We start from the raw sequence: 18,711 nt of genomic DNA, 5'->3' as shown, positions 1-18,711 counted from the left end.
CCGGGATGTTTGCAGCCAGCCCCATTCCCGATACCGAGCCACCGCACGATTGTCCGCTGTGCCCGCGCCTTGTCGGGCTGAGGGAGGAATTGCGCGGTGCATATCCCGACTGGTGGAATGCGCCGGTCAATGCCTTTGGCGATCCGCAGGGCTGGCTGGCGATTATCGGGCTGGCGCCGGGCAAGCATGGGGCGAACCGGACCGGCAGGCCGTTTACCGGCGACTATGCGGGCGACCTGCTGTTCGCGACGCTGGACAAGGCGGGCTTGTCGGAAGGGCGTTATGACAGCCGCGCCGATGACGGGCTGCGCCTCAAGGGTGTGATCATCATCAATGCGGTCAAATGCCTGCCGCCGCAGAACAAGCCGACGCCGGAGGAAATCCGTACCTGTCGGCCGTTTCTGGAAAGGCAGGCAGCGGTGCTGCCGAACGTGCGGGTGTTTGTCGCGCTGGGGCGGATTGCGCATGATTCGGCACTGCGGGTGTTCGGGGCAAAGCCGTCACAGGCGAAGTTCGGGCATCTCGCCGAACACCGCCTGCCCGATGGCCGGGTGCTGATCGACAGCTATCACTGCTCCCGGTACAACACCAATACCGGGCGCCTGACGCCTGAAATGTTCGAAGCGGTGTTCGAACGCGCAAGGGCAGTCCGGGAAGCGGGTTGACGCTCAGACGTCCTGCGCCAGCCGTCCGTACAGGTCCGGGCGGCGATCCCGGAAAAATCCCATTCCCGCCCGGTGCCTGCGCGCGCGATCGAGGTCGAGCGTCGCGGTGATGATGCCGGTTTCCCCGCGCCCCAGCTCGGCAACGACGTCACCCCATTCGTCGGTGATGAAGCTGGTGCCGTAAAATGTCTGGTCGCCCTCGGTGCCGATGCGGTTGGCGGCGACCACCGGCACGGTGTTGGATACCGCATGGCCCTGCATCGCGCGGCGCCACATGCGTGCGGTATCGAGTTCGGCGTCATAGGGTTCGCTGCCGATCGCGGTGGGATAGAACAGGATCTGCGCGCCCATCAGCATCATCGCGCGCGCGGTTTCGGGATACCATTGGTCCCAGCAGATGCCGACGCCCAGCGTGGTGTCGGCGGCATTCCAGACCCTGAATCCCGTATTGCCGGGGCGGAAATAGAATTTCTCCTCATAGCCCGGCCCATCGGGAATATGGCTCTTGCGATAGACGCCCGCGACCCTGCCGTCAGGACCGACCATGGCGAGGCTGTTATAATGGTGCGGGCCATCGGCCTCGAAAAAGCTGGTCGGAATCCAGATACCCAGTTCGCTCGCCAGCGCACGCATCGCCAGCACTGCCGGATGCGCGTCGGTGGGTTTTGCCTGCGCGAACAGCGCCTCATCCTCCACCCGGCAGAAATATTCGCCCTCGAACAGTTCGGGCGGCAGCACGACCTGCGCGCCCCTGTCGGCCGCCTGTCGCACAAGATCGGACACATGGGCGATATTGGCGTCGGTATCGGTCGAGAAAGCAAGTTGCAGCGCGGCGACGGTGATCTGGGTCATAACCGGCTATCTAGGCCCTGTGGCAGCGAACGGCAATCAGCCGGGCGCAGCGGCGGACCCGGCGAGCAGGCCGCCGTCGATATTGAATTCCGCGCCGGTGACGTAGGTGGCTTCGTCGCTGGCCAGCATTACCGCGACCGCCGCGACCTCTTCGGGCGTGCCGAAGCGTTTGAGCGGGGTGTCGGCAACCAGTGCGGCCATGCGGTCTTCGCGATCCTCACCGGTCCCCAGCATCGGTTCCCATATCGGGGTGAGGATGGCGGCAGGGTGGATCGAATTGCAGCGGATTTTCCATCCCTGCTGCGCGCAATAGAGCGCGACCGACTTGCTATGGTTGCGCACCGCCGCCTTGGACGCGGCATAGGCGGCGGCGAGCGGGATGCCGACCAGCCCGGAACGCGAGGAGATGTTGATGATCGAGCCTGCGCCCTTCGCCTTCATCGCACCAATGGCATAGCGGCAGCCGAGAAACGTACCGTCGAGATTGACGCGATGCACCGCGCGCCAGTCCTCCAGCGCGGCATGTTCGGGATCGTGCGCGACCGGGCCGTCCTCGAAACCCGTGATGCCGGCATTGTTGACGACGACATCGGCGGTCGGAAAGCTGTCTGCCAGCGCCGCCCAGTCCGCTTCCCGCGTCACGTCGAGCGGATGGAAGGTGCAGCCGATATCCTCGGCAGTGCGCGTGCCGGTTTCCCTGTCCTTGTCGGTGACAAGCACGGTTGCACCCTCTGCATGAAAGGCGCGGGCGATGGCTTCCCCGATGCCGCGTGCGGCGCCGGTGACGATGCAGGTCTTTCCCGTCAGTCGGTTCATCCGGCTCCCCCTGTCGGCGCCAGATGGCACCCGTCTTAAATGCCGATCGCGTCGGCTTTCACGATCCGCGCGATATTAGGCAGGATGCGCTCAATCGCAAAATCGTGCAGGTCGGCGGCGCGCGACGTGCAGCCGTCTTCGACCACGACCATGTCATAGGACAGTTCCCAGCCAGATCGCACCGTCGATTCCACCCCGAAATTGGTGGCGATCCCGGCGACGACCAGCGTGCGGATGCCGCGGCGGCGCAGTTGCAGGTCGAGGTCGGTGCCGATGAACGCGCCCCAATGATGTTTGAGGACGACGATATCGCCCTCCTGCTCCAGCCCGTCGACCAGCTTGGCAAAGGCGGGCGGCGTACCGTCGGCAGGCAGAGAGGCGGTATCCGCGTTCAGGCTAGGCAGTTCGTCCTTTTTGAAGCCGACATGGACGAGGACGACCGGCGCACCGGCCTTGCGGAAACGATCGGCCAGTGCCTTGCAGGTGGCGACGACTTCGGTGCCGGAGCGCGGCCCCTTGTCACCGGCGACGATGCCGTCCTGCAGATCGATGAGGATGAGAGCGGTGGTGTGTGGATCGAAATCGGGCATGTCGCACTAACCTTGAAGCAGGGCCGGGAGTTCCGGACGTATCCGGGTTTCAGCGCAATTTGGGGATTTGCTGGCTGATACAATGGAAGCTGCCGCCGCCGGTCAGGATATGATCGGCGCGCAGGCCCACCACCTCGCGGTTCGGAAACAGTTTCTCGATCGCCGCGACCGCCGCCATGTCGGCGGGCATGCCATAGATCGGCACGACCACGGCGGCATTGCCGATATAGAAATTCATGTAGCTGGCGGGCACCACGTCCCTGTTACGGTCGAGATAGCGGCCGGGCGAGGGGATACGCACCACGTCGCACCCGAACGCCTCCGCCGTGCGCGCTGCCGCCTGATAGATCTGCCAGTTGGGATCATTGTCGGCGGCCATGGGAATGGCGATTCGGTTTTCGCCGACGAAGCGCGCCAGATTGTCGACATGGCCGTCGGTATGATCGTTGACCAGCCCGTCGGCGAGCCACAGCACCCGGTCGAAGCCAAGGTCGCGATAGAGCCAGTCCTCCACCGTCGAGCGGGTGACGAAGCCGTTGCGATTGGTGTTGAGCACGCATTGCTGCGTCGTCACGACCAGCCCGGTGCCGTCGCCGTCGAGCGCGCCGCCCTCCAGCACCCAGTCATGGTCGGCAACCTTCATCCGTTTGCGTTTCGCGAGCCGGATGCCGACATCTTCATCACCGGGGAAATCGTATTTGCCGCCCCAGCCGTTGAACTGAAAATCATGGGCAACGCCGTCGCCGTCGATAATGACGCCGGTATCGCGCAGCCAGACATCGCCGAAATCCTCCCGCACGATGGTGATGCCGGGATCGACGCGCATCCGCGCCGCGCGCTCCGCCTCCTCATCCGCGACGACAAGCAGCACGGTTTCGCCGCGACCGTCCGCATGGACGGCATCGGCGAATGCGGCGGTTTCATCGCGCGCAATTTCGAAATCCGGGCCCCAGATTTCGGAATGGCTGGGAAAGCCGATCCAGACGGCGCGGTGGGGCGCCCATTCAGGCGGCGGTGGGGTGGGCGCGGTTGCCATAGCCATGCCGATTAGCGCGTTGCGGCGCGTCCGAAAAGACGGTTCGCGCCGCCTTGCCGCACAGTCATCCCTTCAGACCGCATCGGCCATCGCGGCTGCGCCCGTGATCTCCGCCGGATTGCCATGTCCCGTCGTACCGGAAGGTGTTACTTGCCCGCACCGTCCGGATCGAGTTCCTTGTTGAGATAGACGGTCACCAGTGCGGCGCGCTTTGCGTCTTCGACGCGGTCGGCACCGGCGGCATGGCCGCCTTCGGGATTTTCATAATAATAGAATTTGTCGCCATACTGCTCCAGCCGGGCGGCGAATTTGCGCGCATGGCCGGGATCGACGCGGTCATCCTCGGTCGAGGTATAGATGAACGGCACCGGATAGTGCACGCCGCGCTTCAGATTCTGATAGGGCGAATATTTGGAAATGAATGCCCAGTCGGAGGGCTTGTCCGGGTCGCCATATTCACCGATCCACGATGCGCCCGCCAGCAGGTGCGAATAGCGCTTCATATCGAGCAGCGGCGATCCCATCACCACCGCGCCGTACATTTGCGGGTGCTGCTCCATGCCCGCGCCGACCAGCAGGCCGCCGTTGGAGCGCCCGGAAATCGCGACGTCGCCTTTTTTCGTCACGCCGCGCTTCACCAGATCCTGCGCTACTGCAAACTGATCGTCAAAGGCGTTCTGGTGCTTTTCACGCATCGCACCCTTGTGCCAGCGCGGCCCGTATTCGCCGCCGCCGCGGATATTGGCGAGCACATAGACATTGCCTTCCTGCACCCAGAACAGCGCCGCCGGGCCGGAACGATAGGGTTCGGTGACCAGATAGCTGGGCGTCTGCGCGTCCGCGAACCCGCCATAGGCATGGAGCAGTACGGGGCGCGGGCCGGTCACGCCCTTCTTGCGCACCTCGAAATAGGGGATTTTGGTGCCGTCCTTCGACGTCGCGAAATGCTGTTCGACGACCATGTCCGACGCATTGAAACGAGTGGGGCCGGTTTCGAGCTTTACGGGCGTAGTGTCGGGCCGCGCGGCATAGAGGGTCGGCGGATTGAGGAAACCCTCTACCGTCGCGAAGGCGAGATTGCTCTCGTGCGAGACCGAATTGAGGTGGATCGTCGCCTTGTCGGGCAGCGTCATCGGATGCGCCTGCCAGTGTCCGTCCCCCTGATGCGTCAGCGCGACGAGGCGGCCCGACACGTCATCGAGCAGCTTCACCCACAGCACCGAACGGCTGGCCATCACCTGTTCGACCGCCTGATGCCGATTGGGTGCGAACACCAGCGACACCCTGGGCTGCTTACCCGCCAGCGCGTCGGCCATGGGATAGGAGACCACCGACCCGGCGGTCAGCCCTTTCCAGTCGCTGACCAGCGTGGCGATCAACTGCCCGTCGAGCACATCGTCGATCTTTGCGTCGCTGGGCAGCGGCAGCGGAATCAGATGGCCGTCGGGCGCGATCAGATTGCGTTTCGAATGGAAGAAATCGGTTGCCTGATCGAGGATCGGATAGCGCTTGGCGCCTTCGGTCAGCACGCGGACATCGACGGCGACATCGGTCATCTTGCCGGTGGCGATCGTCTTTGCCGAGGACAGGGGCGTTCCGCGCCGCCACAGTTTGACAATGCGTGGGTAGCCGGAATTGGTCATCGACCCCTTGCCGAAATCGGTGCCGACATAGAGCGCGTCATTCCCGGCCCAGCTCGTCTCGCTCTTCGCGGTCGGCAGGGTGAAGCCGCCGGTGACGAAGGTGCCGGTGTTCAGGTTGAATTCGCGCTGGATCACCGCGTCGCCGCCGCCGTTCGACAGCGACACCATGCACAGGTCATGGTCGGGTGAGTTGCAGTCCGCACCCTTCCACACCCAGCTCTTGCCCTCCTGCTTGCCCAGTGCGTCGATATTGATCAGCGTATGCCATTGGGGCTTGCCCGAAGCGAAAGATTCAAGCGTCGTCATCCGCCACAGTCCGCGCGGATTGGCCTTGTCGCGCCACAGGTTGAGGACATGATCGCCCACCACCTGATCGGGCGTCGAAAGCTGATGGTCGTTCTGAAGAAGCTGCAGCGCACGCTGCTGATAGCTTTTGAAACCGGGCAGTGCCTCCAGCGCGTCGAGGCTGCGGGTGTTCCAGCGCTTTACCGTCGCCAGCGCGCGGGCACCGTGGATATTTTCAAGATAGAGATTGGGGTCGGGTTTAACGGGCTGCGCGGCAATCAGAAGGGGGGCGGCCAGGATAGCGGCCATCGGCAGCAGCGAACGCATTGCGACATCTCCAATGGTATAAAGTTACGTCGCATATACAGTAGTGACGTCAGAACGCCAGAAGGGGTACGTATTTATGCCTATTCCGGCCGGTGCCCGCAGGACACCGACCGGAAATGCGCATTTGCGTTACATTCCCGCGCGGCTCTTGTCGCGCACGGCGCGGAATTCGGCGCCCTTATACCAGTTGGGCCACATCGTGCCGTTGGCAAGCTCGCGACCGAGATCGTAATAGATGGTCAGATCGGCGACCGCGCCCGACCAGTCCCAGTCGGGATTATATTCGTCCTGCGGCTTGTGATAGCGATGCTCGGTATAGTCGCGCGACGCGGCTTCGCCTGCTGCGACACCGCCCTTGACCAGATCGTTGCCGCTGGTCGCATCGAGCATCGGCACCCCCAGCTTGGCGAAGCTGAAATGATCGGAACGGAAATAGCCGCCCGCTTCCGGATGCGGTTCGGGTTTGATCACCCGGCCTTCCGCTGCCACAAAGGGCTTCACCATATCCTCAAGCTGCGACTTGCCTGCGCCGGTGATGACGAAATCGCGTGCCTTTCCGTTGACGTTGAGCACGTCCATATTGACGCCGCCGACTGTATTCGCGAGCGGATAGATCGGGTGTGCGGCATAATAGGCCGACCCCAGCAGCCCCGATTCCTCCGCCGTCACCGCCAGATAGACCTGGCTGCGTCGGGTCGGCCCCGCTTCGTGATTGGCCTTGGCAAGCGCTACCAGACCCGCAACGCCGCTGGCATTATCGACCGCACCGTTGCAGATGCCGTCGCCATCGACCGGGTCGCAATGGCCCAGATGATCCCAGTGCGCGGAAAACAGCACCACGTCCTGCGGCGCGGTGGTGCCGGGCAGGATGCCGACGACATTGTGTGATTTCTGGCGACGGATAGTGTTGGTGAACTGCGTCGAGGCTTTCAGGTCGAGCGGGACAGCGTGGAAGCCCTTGTGCTTCGCGGCTTCCAGCAGCTTCGCATAATCCTTGCCCGCTGCGGCGAAGAGCTGCTGCGCGGCGTCCTGCTGAATCCAGCCGATCACCTTGGACTGGTCCATATGATCGCCCGGCGCATCGGGTTCGAGCTGCGGCCCGGTCCAGCTCGACTGCACCACGCCCCAGCCATAGGCGGCGGGTTCGGTGTCGTGAATGATGATCGCGGCCGCCGCGCCCTGCCTTGCCGCCTCTTCATATTTATAGGTCCAGCGACCGTAATAGGTCATTTCGCGACCGTTGAAGAGGCCCTTGCGCGCCATGGTCTGCCAGTCGGGGTCGTTGACCAGAATGATGACCGTCTTGCCCTTCACATCGACGCCGGCATAGTCGTTCCAGCCGCGTTCGGGTGCGTTGATGCCGTATCCGACGAACACCACGTCGCTGTTCTTCAGGTCGATCTGCGGCGTGACGCGATAAGTGCCGACGACCATGTCCTTGCGATAGTCGAAGGACAGTGGCGTTTTCCCACCGGTAAAGGTCAGCGGCTGGACATCGTTGGCGGTAATCTGGACCAGCGGTACTTCCTGAGTCCACTTGCCATGATTGCCCGGTTGCAGCCCGGCAGCCTTGAACTGCTGAATGATGTAATCGACCGTCTTCGGTTCCGCGGGCGTCGCGGGTGCGCGCCCTTCGAACGCATCGGACGACAATGTCTTCGTCACGGTCTTCAGCGTCGCAACGGAAATGTCGGGTTTTGGTATCGCGGTCTGGGCAAGCGCCGGTGTGGCAGTGATCGCGGCAATTCCTGCAAGCAGACATAAACGCATTCATATTCCCCCTGATATGCACATGGTACCGGGGCAGCAGCCCCCATGCGCTGGCCAGCTTGCACGAAAAAGGGCGACCCTGCAAAGGGCCGCCCTCTTGATTTCGTAAATGGTGTGTCCGCCGGATCAGCGCGAATAGAATTCGACGACCAGGTTCGGTTCCATCTTCACCGGATAGGGTACTTCGTCCAGCGTCGGTACGCGGGTGAAGGTCACCTTCGCAGCACCGTCGGGAGCGACATAATCGGGAATGTCGCGTTCCGGCAGGCTCTGCGCTTCCATGACCAGCGCCATTTCCTGCGCCTTCGAACCCAGCGTGACTTCGTCGCCCGGCTTTACGCGGCGCGATGCGACGTTGCACTTCACGCCGTTGACGATGACGTGGCCGTGGCTGACGAGCTGACGCGCGGCGAAGATCGTCGGCGCGAACTTGGCGCGATAGACGACCATGTCGAGACGCTGTTCAAGGATGCCGATCAGGTTCTGGCTGGTGTCGCCTTTCATCCGCGACGCTTCTTCATAGGCGCGCTTGAACTGCTTTTCGGTGACGTCGCCATAATAGCCCTTCAGCTTCTGCTTGGCGCGAAGCTGGATGCCGAAGTCCGACATCTTGCCCTTGCGGCGCTGGCCGTGCTGGCCGGGGCCATAGGGGCGCTTGTTGACGGGGCTTTTCGGGCGACCCCAGATGTTTTCACCCATCCGGCGGTCGAGTTTGTACTTGGCGCTGGAGCGCTTAGACATGCGATATTCCTTTGCAAATTGCCAACAACGTTGACCCGGCAGCGTTCGGACTGCCTGATCGCGGTCCCGGTCATCGCCTGTAAAAAACAGGGCCGCCGCTTCACCGGGGTGCGGAGCCGAAATGCGAAGCATGGGCCGTTAGCGACGGGCAGGGGCAGAGTCAAGGCGGAGGGGCGGTCGGAAAAGCAATCTGGACAGCCGCAGCGCCGCGCGGCACTAGGCGGGCATGACGAATATTCTCGATCCTGAAGCCTGTACGACGATGCCGGAAGTACGCGCGGGCGTTGACGATGTTGACCGGCAACTGGTGGCGCTGCTGATACGGCGTTTCGGCTATATGGATGCGGCGGCCCGGATCAAGCCGGAGCGCGGCCATGTGCGTGACGAGGGGCGCAAGGCGGAGGTGATCGCCAATGCCATGGCCCATGCCCGCAAAGGCGGCATTCCGGACAGCGTGGTCGGCGACATCTGGGAAACGCTGGTCGAAGGCTCGATCGCCTATGAGCTGGAGGCGTTCGACAACCGATAAGTCGGCGGCAATCCCGCGATGTTCGGGTGACGTGGATTGCTTCGCTACGCTCGCAATGACGCCGCACCAGGCCATTTTGGCCAAATCCCGCAGGGACGCCCAAATGGCTTCCATCTCGAACCGAACACCGCTTGCAAAGGCAAAGAGCCTTTGCCGCGCGTCGTTCAGCCCGATCTGTTCGCCATTTGGACGCCTCGACGGTGCCGTTTATGGGTTTACGGCCTAGTCCTTTTTGTCGGGAATGCGCAGCGCCTCGGCAAGCGAGGTGGTGCCGCTGCCGCGCTTTGCGGGCTTGGGCTGCGACGGGGCAGGTGCCCAGCCGGTCAGCGTGACGATTTCGAAACGCTCGGTCGTGCGGCCTTCGGTATCGGCCATCTCGGCAAAGGCGGCACCGGTGCGCAGCCATGCCGCCCGCGACAATGGATGGCGATCTTTCATCAGGTTGGTGGCCGCCATTGCGCGCAGGTCGCGCACCAGCCCCATGATCGAGCCATAGCGTACGCTGATCGTTTCCCCGTCCGCGACCGGCAGGGCAAAGCCCGCGCGGACCAGCAAATCGCCCGCCGACCGTACGTCGATTTGCGGGTGCATTCTGGCGACCGGGCGCTCGGCTTCTCCGCGCAGCAACGCCGTGCGCAGGCCGGGCAGGCTTCCCGCGCCCAGAAACGCGGCAAGGAACAGCCCGTCGGGCTTCAGTGCACGCCGCGCCAGCGTCAGTGCGCCGGGCAGGTCGTTGACGCTGTCGAGTACGCCCACCGACACCACCAGATCGAAACTTTCTGGCGCGAAGGGCAGGCGATCCTCTTCGCATTGGGTGCCACCAGCCAGCGTTGCGAACTGTTCACCCGCGTCGACCCGCGTCACCGAGGCACCGGCCGGAGCAGGAAAGCGCCCGTCCCAGCAACCGATGTCGAGCATGGCGGTGAAGTCGCGCTTCACCATCGACAGCCGGTCGGTGACGCTGTCGAGCATCAGGCCGTGGAGAAAGCCGTGTTCGGCAAAACTGGCGGCAGCACGGTCGCGGCGCAGGCCGCGCAGATTGCGGTCGAAAAGATCGGGTACACTCACGGCGGCGCTTGTGCCGCCTTCGCGCCTCGGCGACAAGAGGGACAATGCCGTTGCTCACCGCCCCCCTGCGTGCCGTTGCCGATTATGCGTTGCCGCCGCGCTGCCCGTCGTGCGGGGCGATTACGCAGGGCGATCACCGGTTGTGCGCGCCGTGCTGGGGTGCGCTGACCTTTCTTGGCGATCCGGCCTGTGCGGCATGCCGCCTGCCGTTCGAATATGACCGGGGGGAGGGAGCGTGGTGCGCGATGTGCATGGCCGATCCGCCGCTTCATGCCGGGATCCATGCCGCGGTCGCCTATGACGATGTGGCGGCGGCGATGATCCTGAAGTTGAAATATGGTGGCCGCATGGCGATTGCCGATACCGTGGCGCGGCTGATCCGCCCGCATGTGCCGGACGATATCGACCTGATCGTGCCGGTGCCGCTCCATCGTCGCCGTATCTGGTCGCGCGGGTTCAATCAGGCGGCGCTGATCGCGGGCGCTCTGGGCAAGGCAAACGGCGTGTCGGTCGCACTCGATATACTGCGCCGGACACGCGCGACGCCGGTGTTGCGCGGCATGGCGGCGCGGGCGCGGGCCAAGGCGCTGGCGGGCGCGTTCGCACTGGCTCCGGCGGCTGCAGAGCGGGTAAAGGGCAGACGCCTGTTGCTGGTCGATGACGTCTATACCAGCGGCGCGACCACCAATGCCTGTATCCGGGTGTTGCGGCGTGCGGGCGCGCAGAGCGTGGCGATTGCCGCCTGGGCCCGGGTGCTGCCCGATACCGGCGGTGATTGACATTCGCCTTCGGACGCCACACCTCACAGCTATGGCAAAAGTCGAAATCTACACCAAGGCGTTCTGCCCTTATTGTTCGCGCGCGAAGATGCTGCTCGATCAGAAAGGCGCGGATTATGCCGAATATGACATCACCATGGATGCACCCAAGCGTGCCGAGATGATCGAGCGATCGAACGGCGGCATGACAGTGCCGCAGATTTTTATCGACGACCGGCATATCGGCGGATCGGACGACATGGCCGCGATGGAGCGTCAGGGTAAGCTGGACGCGTTGCTCGGCTGATATGCGCGCCGCCCTCCTGCAAATGACGAGCGGGATCGACCCTGCGGCCAATGCGGCGGTGCTGACCGACGCAGTAGAGCAGTCGGCGGCGCAGGGCGCGGCAATGCTGTTCACGCCGGAAATGTCGGGCGCGCTGGACCGTGACCGCAAGCGCGCCGAGGGCAATCTGCACGAAGAGGGCAGCGACCCGGTGCTGGCGGCGGTGCGCGACGCGGCGGCGAAACACGGCATCTGGGTATCGCTCGGTTCGCTGGCCCTTGCGCGTGGCGATGGCAGGCGCGCCAACCGGGCGTTCGTGATCGACGATACCGGCGCGATCCGGGCGCGCTATGACAAGCTGCACCTGTTCGATGTCGATCTGGCAAGCGGTGAAAGCTGGCGCGAATCGGCGGTCTATGCACCCGGCGAAAGCGCGGTGGTGGTGGCGACGCCGCTGGGCAGGCTGGGTCTTTCCATCTGCTACGACATTCGTTTTCCCGACCTGTATCGCGCGCTGAGCGATGCCGGTGCGGAGCTGTTCGCGATTCCCGCCGCCTTTACCCGGCCGACCGGGCGTGCGCACTGGGACGTGCTGTTGCGCGCCCGTGCGATCGAGGCAGGTGCTTTCGTGCTCGCCGCCGCGCAGACCGGCGAGCATGAGGATGGCCGTGCGACCTGGGGCCATTCGATGGCGGTCGATCCCTGGGGAGAGGTGCTGCTCGACATGGGAGAGGCGCCGGGCATCGGCTTTGTCGAGATCGATCCGGCACGGCTGACCGAGGCGCGCGGACGGGTGCCGGTGCTGAATCACCGTCGACCGATCCCGGCGGTGGAGACAGTGGCATGATCGTGTTCGACCTGCGCTGTGGGGCGGGCCATGTGTTCGAGGCATGGTTCGGATCCAGCAGCGCCTATGAGGAGCAGCGCAAGCAGGGATATGTCGCCTGCCCGCATTGCGGCGATAGTGATGTGGCCAAGGCGGTGATGGCGCCCAATGTCGGGGCCAAGGGCAACCGGCGACAGGACGTCACCCCGGCGCGCGCCGCCGACAAACAGCCGGATGGCGATGCGCCACCGCCCCCCGAAGCGGTGAAACAGGCGATGGCCGCACTCGCCAAAGCGCAGGAAAAGGCACTGGAAGGATCGCAATGGGTCGGTACCGCCTTTACCGACCGTGCCCGTGCGATGCATCACGGCGAGGAAAAAGCCGCGCCCATCCATGGTCAGGCGAGCATCGAGGATGCCAAGGCGCTCCACGAGGAGGGCGTGGCGGTCGCGCCGCTCCCCTTTCCGGTCGTACCGCCCGACATGCGCAATTGACCGGCCGCGGGCCAGCCGATACCACCGCCCGCAGGCGCCCGTAGCTCAGCAGGATAGAGCATCAGATTCCTAATCTGGGGGCCACTGGTTCGAATCCAGTCGGGCGCACCAATCACATCCCCACTGAACTGTCGTATCGGCGGTCGATGCATGCTTGTGGCTGACGCCATGCGCGAATGCCCCTATGTAAGGGGAATGAACACCCCTTCTCGCGATACCGCAACGGGCGTGCGAGTTGCCGCGCTGTACCGTTTTACGCCGTTCGAAGATTGCATCGCTTTGCAGACGCCGCTGGAACGGGTCTGCCGCGAGCAGAATATCCGCGGTACGCTGTTGCTGGCGTCCGAAGGAATTAACGGCACGATTGCCGGACCTGCCGATGGCATCGATACGGTGTTGCGGCATATCCGCAGCCTGCCCGGCTGCACCGAACTGGACGTCAAGTTTTCCGAAGCGTCGCACCAGCCCTTTCACCGGATGAAAGTCCGCCTGAAAAAAGAGATTGTGACGATGGGGCAGCCGGACATCGACCCGCGCAAGAGCGTCGGCACCTATATCGATCCGCAGGACTGGAACGCGCTGATTTCCGATCCCGACACCATCGTCATCGATACCCGCAACGATTACGAAGTCGCGGTGGGCAGCTTTGACGGCGCGATCAATCCGAAGACGGCTAGCTTTCGCGACTTTCCCGATTGGTTTCGGGCACAGCGCGACCAGATACTGGGCACCGGCGCGGCACCAAAGGTCGCGATGTTCTGCACCGGCGGCATCCGGTGCGAGAAATCGACGGCATTCCTGAAACAGGAAGGGGTGGAGGATGTCTTCCACCTGAAGGGCGGCATCCTGAAATATCTGGAGACCGTGCCGGAGGAGGAAAGCCTGTGGCACGGCGAATGTTTCGTATTTGACCAGCGGGTGACGGTCGGCCACGGGCTGGTCGAGGGCAGCTATGGTCTGTGCTTTGCCTGCCGCGCGCCGATCAGCGCAGAAGACCGGCAATCGCCGCTGTTCGAGGAGGGGGTGAGTTGTCCCGCCTGCCATGCCCGGCGTAGCGAGGAACAACGCAAATCCTATCGCGAACGCCATCGGCAGGAAGCGCTGGCGGCGCAGCGCGGACAGGCGCATGTCGGTGCGGTGCTGGCCGGGACGGTGGATGACTGACGCGCGGTTGCCGGTTCTCTACAGCTTTCGCCGCTGTCCCTATGCCATGCGCGCGAGACTGGCGCTGGCGATCAGCGGAACGCAGTGCGAACTGCGTGAGGTGAAGCTGTCGGCCAAGCCGGAAGCGATGCTGGCCGCTTCCCCCAAGGGTACGGTGCCGGTGCTGGTGCTGCCCGAGGGGCAGGTGCTGGAGGAAAGCCTCGACATCATGCGCAGGGCCCTGTCGAGGCACGATCCCGAAGGCTGGCTGGAGCGCGATGACGCCGACCTGATTGCGGCCAATGACGGTCCGTTCAAACAGGATCTCGACCGCTATAAATATCCCGATCGCCATGGATCGGATGCGCTGGAGCACCGGCAAAGGGCAGTCGGGTTTTTACGCAGGCTTGATGAGAGGCTGGCCGGGCAGGGGCAGTTGTGCGGGACGGAGAGAGGGCTTGCCGATGCGGCGATATTTCCCTTTATCCGCCAGTTTGCAGCGGTCGATCGCGACTGGTTCGATGCCGGCGACTGGCCGCATCTGCGCGACTGGCTGGCGGAGCATCTGGCATCGCCGTTATTCGCCGATATCATGATCCGGGTACCGCCCTGGAACGCGCAGGAAAGGCCGGTCCTTTGGGGCGGGACAGAACCATAAGGGGCCGCTGACAAGACAGCGCGGCGCTATATTGCCGCCGAAATGGTCGTGAAAAGGCTTGACCGCTGCCCCTTCCCCGCTCTTTTAATGGGGGGAGGGGTGGTCAAATAGATGTGTAAAATCATGGTCATGGTGCTTGGGCTCGCCTTGGCGGCCTGCACGGCGCCATCGCATGGCAAGGATGCGGCGGACGGCAATCTGTCGGGTGCGGATGCCATTTCTGCGGCGACAGGCGTATTGGACAACACATCATCGACCTCGGCGCAGGGGTGGCATTATTCCACGCCGGTGGACTCAATGGCGCACAGTGCGTCGATCAATGCGACTCAGGCACTCCACCTTCCCTTTCCTTATGGCGTAACGATGCCGAAGCTGAACATTCGGGAGAGCACCAGATCCGGCTTCGACATCACCATCACCAGCGACGGGCAGCCCTTGTGCAGAAGCTATGACCATGAAACGCTTACGATCCGGTTCGACGCCGGACCGGTGCAGGAATATCGTTGCACAGAGGCTGCGGACGGATCGCCGGGCATCGTCTATTTCAGCAATCCGCAGGCCGTGTTGAAAAAGATACGCACGGCCGACCGGATGACCGTCGACATCAGCTATTTCGATGCGGGCCGCAAACAGCTTGTCTTCCCCGTCAAGGGGTTGCGCTGGAACTAAGCATGTGCATCGGTTCCGGCCTGTCGTGCCGGAACCGATGATGCTTATGCTACTGACAGGTTATGTCGGGTGAGGCGACGCTCTTGATCTGAATGCCTGAAATGTCGATGCCCAGCGGTCCGGTACTGGTCAGGACGAAGCTTTGTCCGACCGCCTTCATATCCGCCCCTGCGGCGGCGAAACAGCGCAGCGGTACCGCCAGGGTGCGCCATGCACCGGTCTCTGTACCCAGTTTCTGCGTTACCGGCACCATGCCCGCTTTGCCGCTGCCCGATAGGCCCAGCGATACCGCACCGGCGGGCGCGCTGGTCAGGCGATAGTCCATCACCAGACTGAGATCGCCATTGGTTTCGCGCGTCAGGTCGATGGGTTCGGCCTGATCGATCGCCACGGTTCCGGTGCCGGTGAAGGTGGCACGCAGGCTGTCTTCCTGCGCATTGCGATCGGTACGGCTGACCTGCACGGCGCCATCGGGGGTAACGCGCGCGCCGCCCGCCACTTTGCCCCGCACGAAAATCGCGTTCCGGTCGCCAGCGATATTGGTCGGATGGGTTTCATCGAGATGCGGGACCGTGACATCGCTGGCATAGGTCAGGCCATAGCCGAACGGGAATAGCGGGTTGTAGGGCTTTTCGCCGATGTTGAGATCGTACTGGTCGAAACGACGCGGCCAGGAGAAGCTCAGCTTGCCGTGGAAGTCATAGTCTGGCTTGCCATCCGGCCTGGCGATCAGCACGTCGGCCACGCCCTCGCCCTCAGTGCCGGGCAGGAACGCCGCGACAAAGGCGTCGGAGGCGTTAATCTCCCGGTTGACCCAGAGCGGACGCCCCGACAGGAACACCGATACCACCGGAATGCCCGCAGCTTTCAGCCTGTGGAGCAATTTCAGATTGCTGTCGTCGTCGGGCGAGAATTCCAGCGTCGGCCGATCCCCGTTGAACTCGGCATAAGGATGCTCGCCGAACACCACGATCGCGACATCGGGCTTCGTCGTATAGCTGCCGTCGGTCGACAGAGTGGCGGTGCCGCCCGTGGCGTCGACGGCATCCCTGATCCCCGCCCAGATGGATTCGCCATTGGGGAAATCTTTGTTGGTGGTGCCCGTGCCCTGCCAGGTCAGCGACCAGCCGCCCGACTGCATCGCGATATTGTTCGCGCCGTCTCCTGCCACCAGCACATTGGCACCGGGTTTGACGGGCAGAACATGGTCGTTGTTCTTCAGCAGGACGAGCGATTCCCGTACCGCCTGCCGCGCAATGGCGCGATGCGCAGGGGAGCCGACGATGCTGAAATCGCCGGCGGTCTTGTGCGCGGACGGGCGCCCGCGATCGAGCGCGCCGGACAGGATCTTGACGCGCAGGATGCGGCGCACCGCATCGTCGAGGCGCGTCATCGGGATGACGCCGGTCTGCACCTCGCGCAGGGTATTGGCGTAAAGCTGTTTCCAGTGGTTGCCCGAATACATGAACATGTCGAGCCCGGCATTGATCGCCTGCGGACAATCCTCGTTCGTGCAGCCGGGAACCTGTCCATGGGCGTTCCAGTCGCCGACCACGATCCCCTGAAACCCCCAGCGCTTCACCAGCACACCGGTTATCAGGCTCTTGTTGCCGGTCATCTTCTCACCATTCCAGCTTGAGAACGACACCATGACCGTCAGCGCACCGGCTTTCAGTGCGGGCGGATAGCCGGCACCATGGATGTCGCGCAGCCCCGCCTCTGAAATGCGGGTATCGCCCTGATCGTGACCGCCGGTGCCGCCATCGCCGAGAAAGTGCTTCACGGTAGCGATCACATGGCCGGGCGTCATGAAATTCTGGCCGATCGTGCCCTGCAATCCCCGCACCATTGCACCCGAATAGGAGGCGACCACGGCAGGGTCTTCGGAATAGCTCTCATAGGTGCGTCCCCAGCGATCATCGCGTGACACCGCGACGGTGGGGGCGAAGCTCCAGTTGATGCCGGTCGCGGCGGTTTCGGCCGCCGTCACCTGCCCGATCTTTTCGACCAGTGCCGCATCGCGCATCGCGCCCAGCCCGATATTGTGCGGAAACAACGTGGCGCCGACGACATTATTGTCGCCATGCACGGCATCGGTGCCCCAGATCACCGGAATGGCGGGACGGCCGTCGCTGCGTTTCATCGAGGCGTCGTAAAAGGCATCGGCCAGCTTCAGCCAGGCCGCAGGCGGCGCGAACGCCTTGCCACCGGGAGCGGAGTTGCCGCCGTTCAGCACGGAGCCGATCTTGAACGTCTCCAGATCCTTCGGGGTGATCGAGGCGATATCGACCTGAATCAGCTGCCCCACCTTATCCTTCAGCGACATGCGCTTCATGATCGCGGTAATCCGCGCCTCAACCTTCGGATCAAGCTTCGGCGCGGTCGCGATTTTCGGCCACAGGTCGGGATGGGCGATGGAGGCCGCAGGCTGTTGCATGTGCGATTGTGCGATGACGGGCGTCGTTCCGGCAATACCGACCATGGCCAGCGTCAGAGCACTGGCCCCAATATACCCGAATTTCATGCGATTCCTCCCCTGTTATTCCAGCCGTACATATATGTCGGCGATTGATGCGAGATGCGCTTAGCCCAGCCGATATCGCCCGATACCCCAAGGATATGCCATAATCCGTTTGCCCGTTGTACGTTACCTGGTTCATGATGGAAGAAACGATTTCGAACACGTAAAAAAGGATGGGACGATGAACATGCGCGCGGTGCTTGGTAGCGCTATAGCGATGATCGCTCTGGCAGGGCTGACCAGCGGGGCATTCGCCGAAACGAAAGTCCCCGGCGATCCCCATGCCGACGACCCCGTGGGCATCATGGCCGACCCGTGTCCGCATCCGCTTTATACCCCCGGCAAAGACTACAACATGTGGAGCATCCACATGCTGACCCGCGATTTCGGGCAGCTTTGCCGGTACAAACAGGCCAATCGCGCGCTTGCCGGAAAGAAGGTGCGCGTCGTCTTCATGGGCGATTCGATCACGGACAACTGGGACGATTCGGTTCCCGATTTCTTCAAGGACGGGTTGGTGGACCGCGGGATCAGCGGCCAGACCACGCCGCAGATGGTGGTGCGGTTCCGGCAGGACGTGATCGACCTGCACCCGCAAGCCGTGCACATCATGGCCGGAACCAACGATATTGCAGGCAATACCGGCGCCGCGACGATGGCGACGGTGGAGGGCAATATCAAAACCATGGCCGAGCTGGCGAAGGCGCATGGGATCAAGGTCATTCTGGCCTCGATTCCCCCGGCGATAGCCTTCCCCTGGCAAAAGGGGATCAAGCCCGCGCCGCAAATTGCCGAAATGAATCGCTGGCTGAAACATTATGCGGCGAAGAACGGCTTCACCTATGTCGATTATTACGACGTACTGGCAACGCCCGATGGCGCGATGAAGAAGGGCATGTCGATCGACGGGGTGCATCCCACGCCCGCCGGTTATGCGCTGATGGAGCCGCTGACCCTTGCCGCGATTACGAAGACGCTGGGCGGAAAATAACTGCTGATTAGCGTAATCTTTTAACGGCTGCATCAGACCGGTT

Annotated in this window: 19 protein-coding genes and 1 tRNA gene; 11 read left to right on the top strand and 9 right to left on the bottom strand. The window is 63.3% G+C overall.

All coding sequences use genetic code 11. The annotated features are described in order from the left end of the window. The first annotated feature begins 5 nt into the window (after positions 1-5). A complete protein-coding gene (locus FHR23_RS05150) occupies positions 6-665 on the top strand; it encodes a uracil-DNA glycosylase (protein ID WP_184002194.1) in 660 nt (219 codons plus the stop codon). Between the two features lie 3 nt (positions 666-668). Here FHR23_RS05150 and aguB read toward each other — a convergent pair whose 3' ends face one another. The 7 genes from aguB to rpsD form a co-directional block, all read right to left on the bottom strand. After that, positions 669-1,517, bottom strand: coding sequence for an N-carbamoylputrescine amidase (gene aguB / locus FHR23_RS05145; protein ID WP_184001805.1), 849 nt, complete (start codon positions 1,515-1,517; stop codon positions 669-671). Positions 1,518-1,553: 36 nt separating this feature from the next. After that, positions 1,554-2,333 (bottom strand): SDR family oxidoreductase, encoded by a 780-nt coding sequence (locus FHR23_RS05140; RefSeq protein ID WP_184001804.1) that lies wholly within the window; start codon positions 2,331-2,333, stop codon positions 1,554-1,556. Between the two features lie 35 nt (positions 2,334-2,368). After that, positions 2,369-2,923: an isochorismatase family protein gene (locus FHR23_RS05135; protein ID WP_184001803.1), complete on the bottom strand. Its 555-nt coding sequence runs from the start codon at positions 2,921-2,923 to the stop codon at positions 2,369-2,371. A 49-nt stretch (positions 2,924-2,972) separates the two neighbouring features. After that, complete coding sequence (locus tag FHR23_RS05130) at positions 2,973-3,959, bottom strand: agmatine deiminase family protein (RefSeq protein WP_184002193.1); 987 nt, start codon at positions 3,957-3,959, stop codon at positions 2,973-2,975. 146 nt (positions 3,960-4,105) lie between these two features. Then, positions 4,106-6,214, bottom strand: coding sequence for a prolyl oligopeptidase family serine peptidase (locus FHR23_RS05125; RefSeq protein ID WP_184001802.1), 2,109 nt, complete (start codon positions 6,212-6,214; stop codon positions 4,106-4,108). 129 nt (positions 6,215-6,343) lie between these two features. After that, on the bottom strand, positions 6,344-7,984 hold the full coding sequence (locus FHR23_RS05120; protein WP_184001801.1) for a M28 family metallopeptidase: 1,641 nt from the start codon (positions 7,982-7,984) through the stop codon (positions 6,344-6,346). A gap of 126 nt (positions 7,985-8,110) precedes the next feature. Next, the gene (rpsD, locus tag FHR23_RS05115) at positions 8,111-8,725 is read right to left on the bottom strand and encodes a 30S ribosomal protein S4 (protein ID WP_184001800.1); all 615 of its coding nucleotides are present in this window, start codon (positions 8,723-8,725) and stop codon (positions 8,111-8,113) included. 226 nt (positions 8,726-8,951) lie between these two features. Between rpsD and FHR23_RS05110 the strand changes: the two genes are divergently transcribed. After that, positions 8,952-9,254 carry a chorismate mutase gene (locus tag FHR23_RS05110; RefSeq protein ID WP_184001799.1) on the top strand — a complete coding sequence of 101 codons (303 nt, stop codon included), beginning with the start codon at positions 8,952-8,954 and terminating at the stop codon, positions 9,252-9,254. Between the two features lie 222 nt (positions 9,255-9,476). Here FHR23_RS05110 and FHR23_RS05105 read toward each other — a convergent pair whose 3' ends face one another. Next, a complete protein-coding gene (locus FHR23_RS05105; RefSeq protein WP_184001798.1) occupies positions 9,477-10,322 on the bottom strand; it encodes a methyltransferase domain-containing protein in 846 nt (281 codons plus the stop codon). Between the two features lie 44 nt (positions 10,323-10,366). On the opposite strand from FHR23_RS05105, the gene FHR23_RS05100 reads away from it, so the two are divergent. From FHR23_RS05100 to FHR23_RS05065, 8 genes are all read left to right on the top strand, one after another. Beyond that, the gene (locus FHR23_RS05100; protein WP_184001797.1) at positions 10,367-11,101 is read left to right on the top strand and encodes a ComF family protein; all 735 of its coding nucleotides are present in this window, start codon (positions 10,367-10,369) and stop codon (positions 11,099-11,101) included. A 31-nt stretch (positions 11,102-11,132) separates the two neighbouring features. Further along, on the top strand, positions 11,133-11,387 hold the full coding sequence (grxC, locus tag FHR23_RS05095; RefSeq protein WP_184001796.1) for a glutaredoxin 3: 255 nt from the start codon (positions 11,133-11,135) through the stop codon (positions 11,385-11,387). 1 nt (position 11,388) lies between these two features. Beyond that, complete coding sequence (locus FHR23_RS05090) at positions 11,389-12,213, top strand: carbon-nitrogen hydrolase family protein (RefSeq protein WP_184001795.1); 825 nt, start codon at positions 11,389-11,391, stop codon at positions 12,211-12,213. Then, positions 12,210-12,686 (top strand): DUF1178 family protein, encoded by a 477-nt coding sequence (locus FHR23_RS05085; RefSeq protein WP_184001794.1) that lies wholly within the window; start codon positions 12,210-12,212, stop codon positions 12,684-12,686. The genes FHR23_RS05090 and FHR23_RS05085 overlap by 4 nt, the downstream gene beginning before the upstream one ends. A 34-nt stretch (positions 12,687-12,720) precedes the next feature. Beyond that, a tRNA-Arg gene (locus FHR23_RS05080) sits at positions 12,721-12,797 on the top strand. Positions 12,798-12,881: 84 nt separating this feature from the next. Further along, positions 12,882-13,850: an oxygen-dependent tRNA uridine(34) hydroxylase TrhO gene (trhO, locus tag FHR23_RS05075; protein WP_184001793.1), complete on the top strand. Its 969-nt coding sequence runs from the start codon at positions 12,882-12,884 to the stop codon at positions 13,848-13,850. Then, complete coding sequence (locus FHR23_RS05070) at positions 13,843-14,487, top strand: glutathione S-transferase (RefSeq protein ID WP_184001792.1); 645 nt, start codon at positions 13,843-13,845, stop codon at positions 14,485-14,487. Before trhO ends, FHR23_RS05070 begins: the two co-directional genes overlap by 8 nt. Before the next feature lie 111 nt (positions 14,488-14,598). Further along, complete coding sequence (locus FHR23_RS05065; RefSeq protein WP_184001791.1) at positions 14,599-15,156, top strand: hypothetical protein; 558 nt, start codon at positions 14,599-14,601, stop codon at positions 15,154-15,156. 49 nt (positions 15,157-15,205) lie between these two features. On the opposite strand, the gene FHR23_RS05060 is transcribed toward FHR23_RS05065, so the two are convergent. Then, positions 15,206-17,680, bottom strand: a complete 2,475-nt coding sequence (locus tag FHR23_RS05060; RefSeq protein ID WP_425506342.1) for a glycoside hydrolase family 3 protein — start codon at positions 17,678-17,680, stop codon at positions 15,206-15,208. 184 nt (positions 17,681-17,864) lie between these two features. On the opposite strand from FHR23_RS05060, the gene FHR23_RS05055 reads away from it, so the two are divergent. Then, complete coding sequence (locus FHR23_RS05055; RefSeq protein ID WP_184002191.1) at positions 17,865-18,668, top strand: SGNH/GDSL hydrolase family protein; 804 nt, start codon at positions 17,865-17,867, stop codon at positions 18,666-18,668. Positions 18,669-18,711 lie beyond the last annotated feature (43 nt).

The sequence above is a fragment of the Stakelama sediminis genome (assembly GCF_014199335.1).
GTDB classification, from domain to species: domain Bacteria; phylum Pseudomonadota; class Alphaproteobacteria; order Sphingomonadales; family Sphingomonadaceae; genus Sphingomonas; species Sphingomonas sediminis.
This window is presented reverse-complemented; position numbering and strand designations above follow the sequence as displayed.

Coding starts and splice junctions, on each gene's coding strand:
- rpsD (WP_184001800.1), bottom strand. CDS start 8,725: ATGTCTAAGCGCTCCAGCGCCAAGTACAAACTCGACCGCCGGATGGGT.
- FHR23_RS05120 (WP_184001801.1), bottom strand. CDS start 7,984: ATGCGTTTATGTCTGCTTGCAGGAATTGCCGCGATCACTGCCACACCG.
- grxC (WP_184001796.1), top strand. CDS start 11,133: ATGGCAAAAGTCGAAATCTACACCAAGGCGTTCTGCCCTTATTGTTCG.
- aguB (WP_184001805.1), bottom strand. CDS start 1,517: ATGACCCAGATCACCGTCGCCGCGCTGCAACTTGCTTTCTCGACCGAT.
- FHR23_RS05140 (WP_184001804.1), bottom strand. CDS start 2,333: ATGAACCGACTGACGGGAAAGACCTGCATCGTCACCGGCGCCGCACGC.
- FHR23_RS05090 (WP_184001795.1), top strand. CDS start 11,389: ATGCGCGCCGCCCTCCTGCAAATGACGAGCGGGATCGACCCTGCGGCC.
- FHR23_RS05085 (WP_184001794.1), top strand. CDS start 12,210: ATGATCGTGTTCGACCTGCGCTGTGGGGCGGGCCATGTGTTCGAGGCA.
- FHR23_RS05070 (WP_184001792.1), top strand. CDS start 13,843: ATGACTGACGCGCGGTTGCCGGTTCTCTACAGCTTTCGCCGCTGTCCC.
- FHR23_RS05055 (WP_184002191.1), top strand. CDS start 17,865: ATGCGCGCGGTGCTTGGTAGCGCTATAGCGATGATCGCTCTGGCAGGG.
- FHR23_RS05110 (WP_184001799.1), top strand. CDS start 8,952: ATGACGAATATTCTCGATCCTGAAGCCTGTACGACGATGCCGGAAGTA.
- FHR23_RS05065 (WP_184001791.1), top strand. CDS start 14,599: ATGTGTAAAATCATGGTCATGGTGCTTGGGCTCGCCTTGGCGGCCTGC.
- FHR23_RS05125 (WP_184001802.1), bottom strand. CDS start 6,214: ATGCGTTCGCTGCTGCCGATGGCCGCTATCCTGGCCGCCCCCCTTCTG.
- FHR23_RS05135 (WP_184001803.1), bottom strand. CDS start 2,923: ATGCCCGATTTCGATCCACACACCACCGCTCTCATCCTCATCGATCTG.
- FHR23_RS05150 (WP_184002194.1), top strand. CDS start 6: ATGTTTGCAGCCAGCCCCATTCCCGATACCGAGCCACCGCACGATTGT.
- trhO (WP_184001793.1), top strand. CDS start 12,882: ATGAACACCCCTTCTCGCGATACCGCAACGGGCGTGCGAGTTGCCGCG.
- FHR23_RS05130 (WP_184002193.1), bottom strand. CDS start 3,959: ATGGCAACCGCGCCCACCCCACCGCCGCCTGAATGGGCGCCCCACCGC.
- FHR23_RS05060 (WP_425506342.1), bottom strand. CDS start 17,680: ATGAAATTCGGGTATATTGGGGCCAGTGCTCTGACGCTGGCCATGGTC.
- FHR23_RS05100 (WP_184001797.1), top strand. CDS start 10,367: ATGCCGTTGCTCACCGCCCCCCTGCGTGCCGTTGCCGATTATGCGTTG.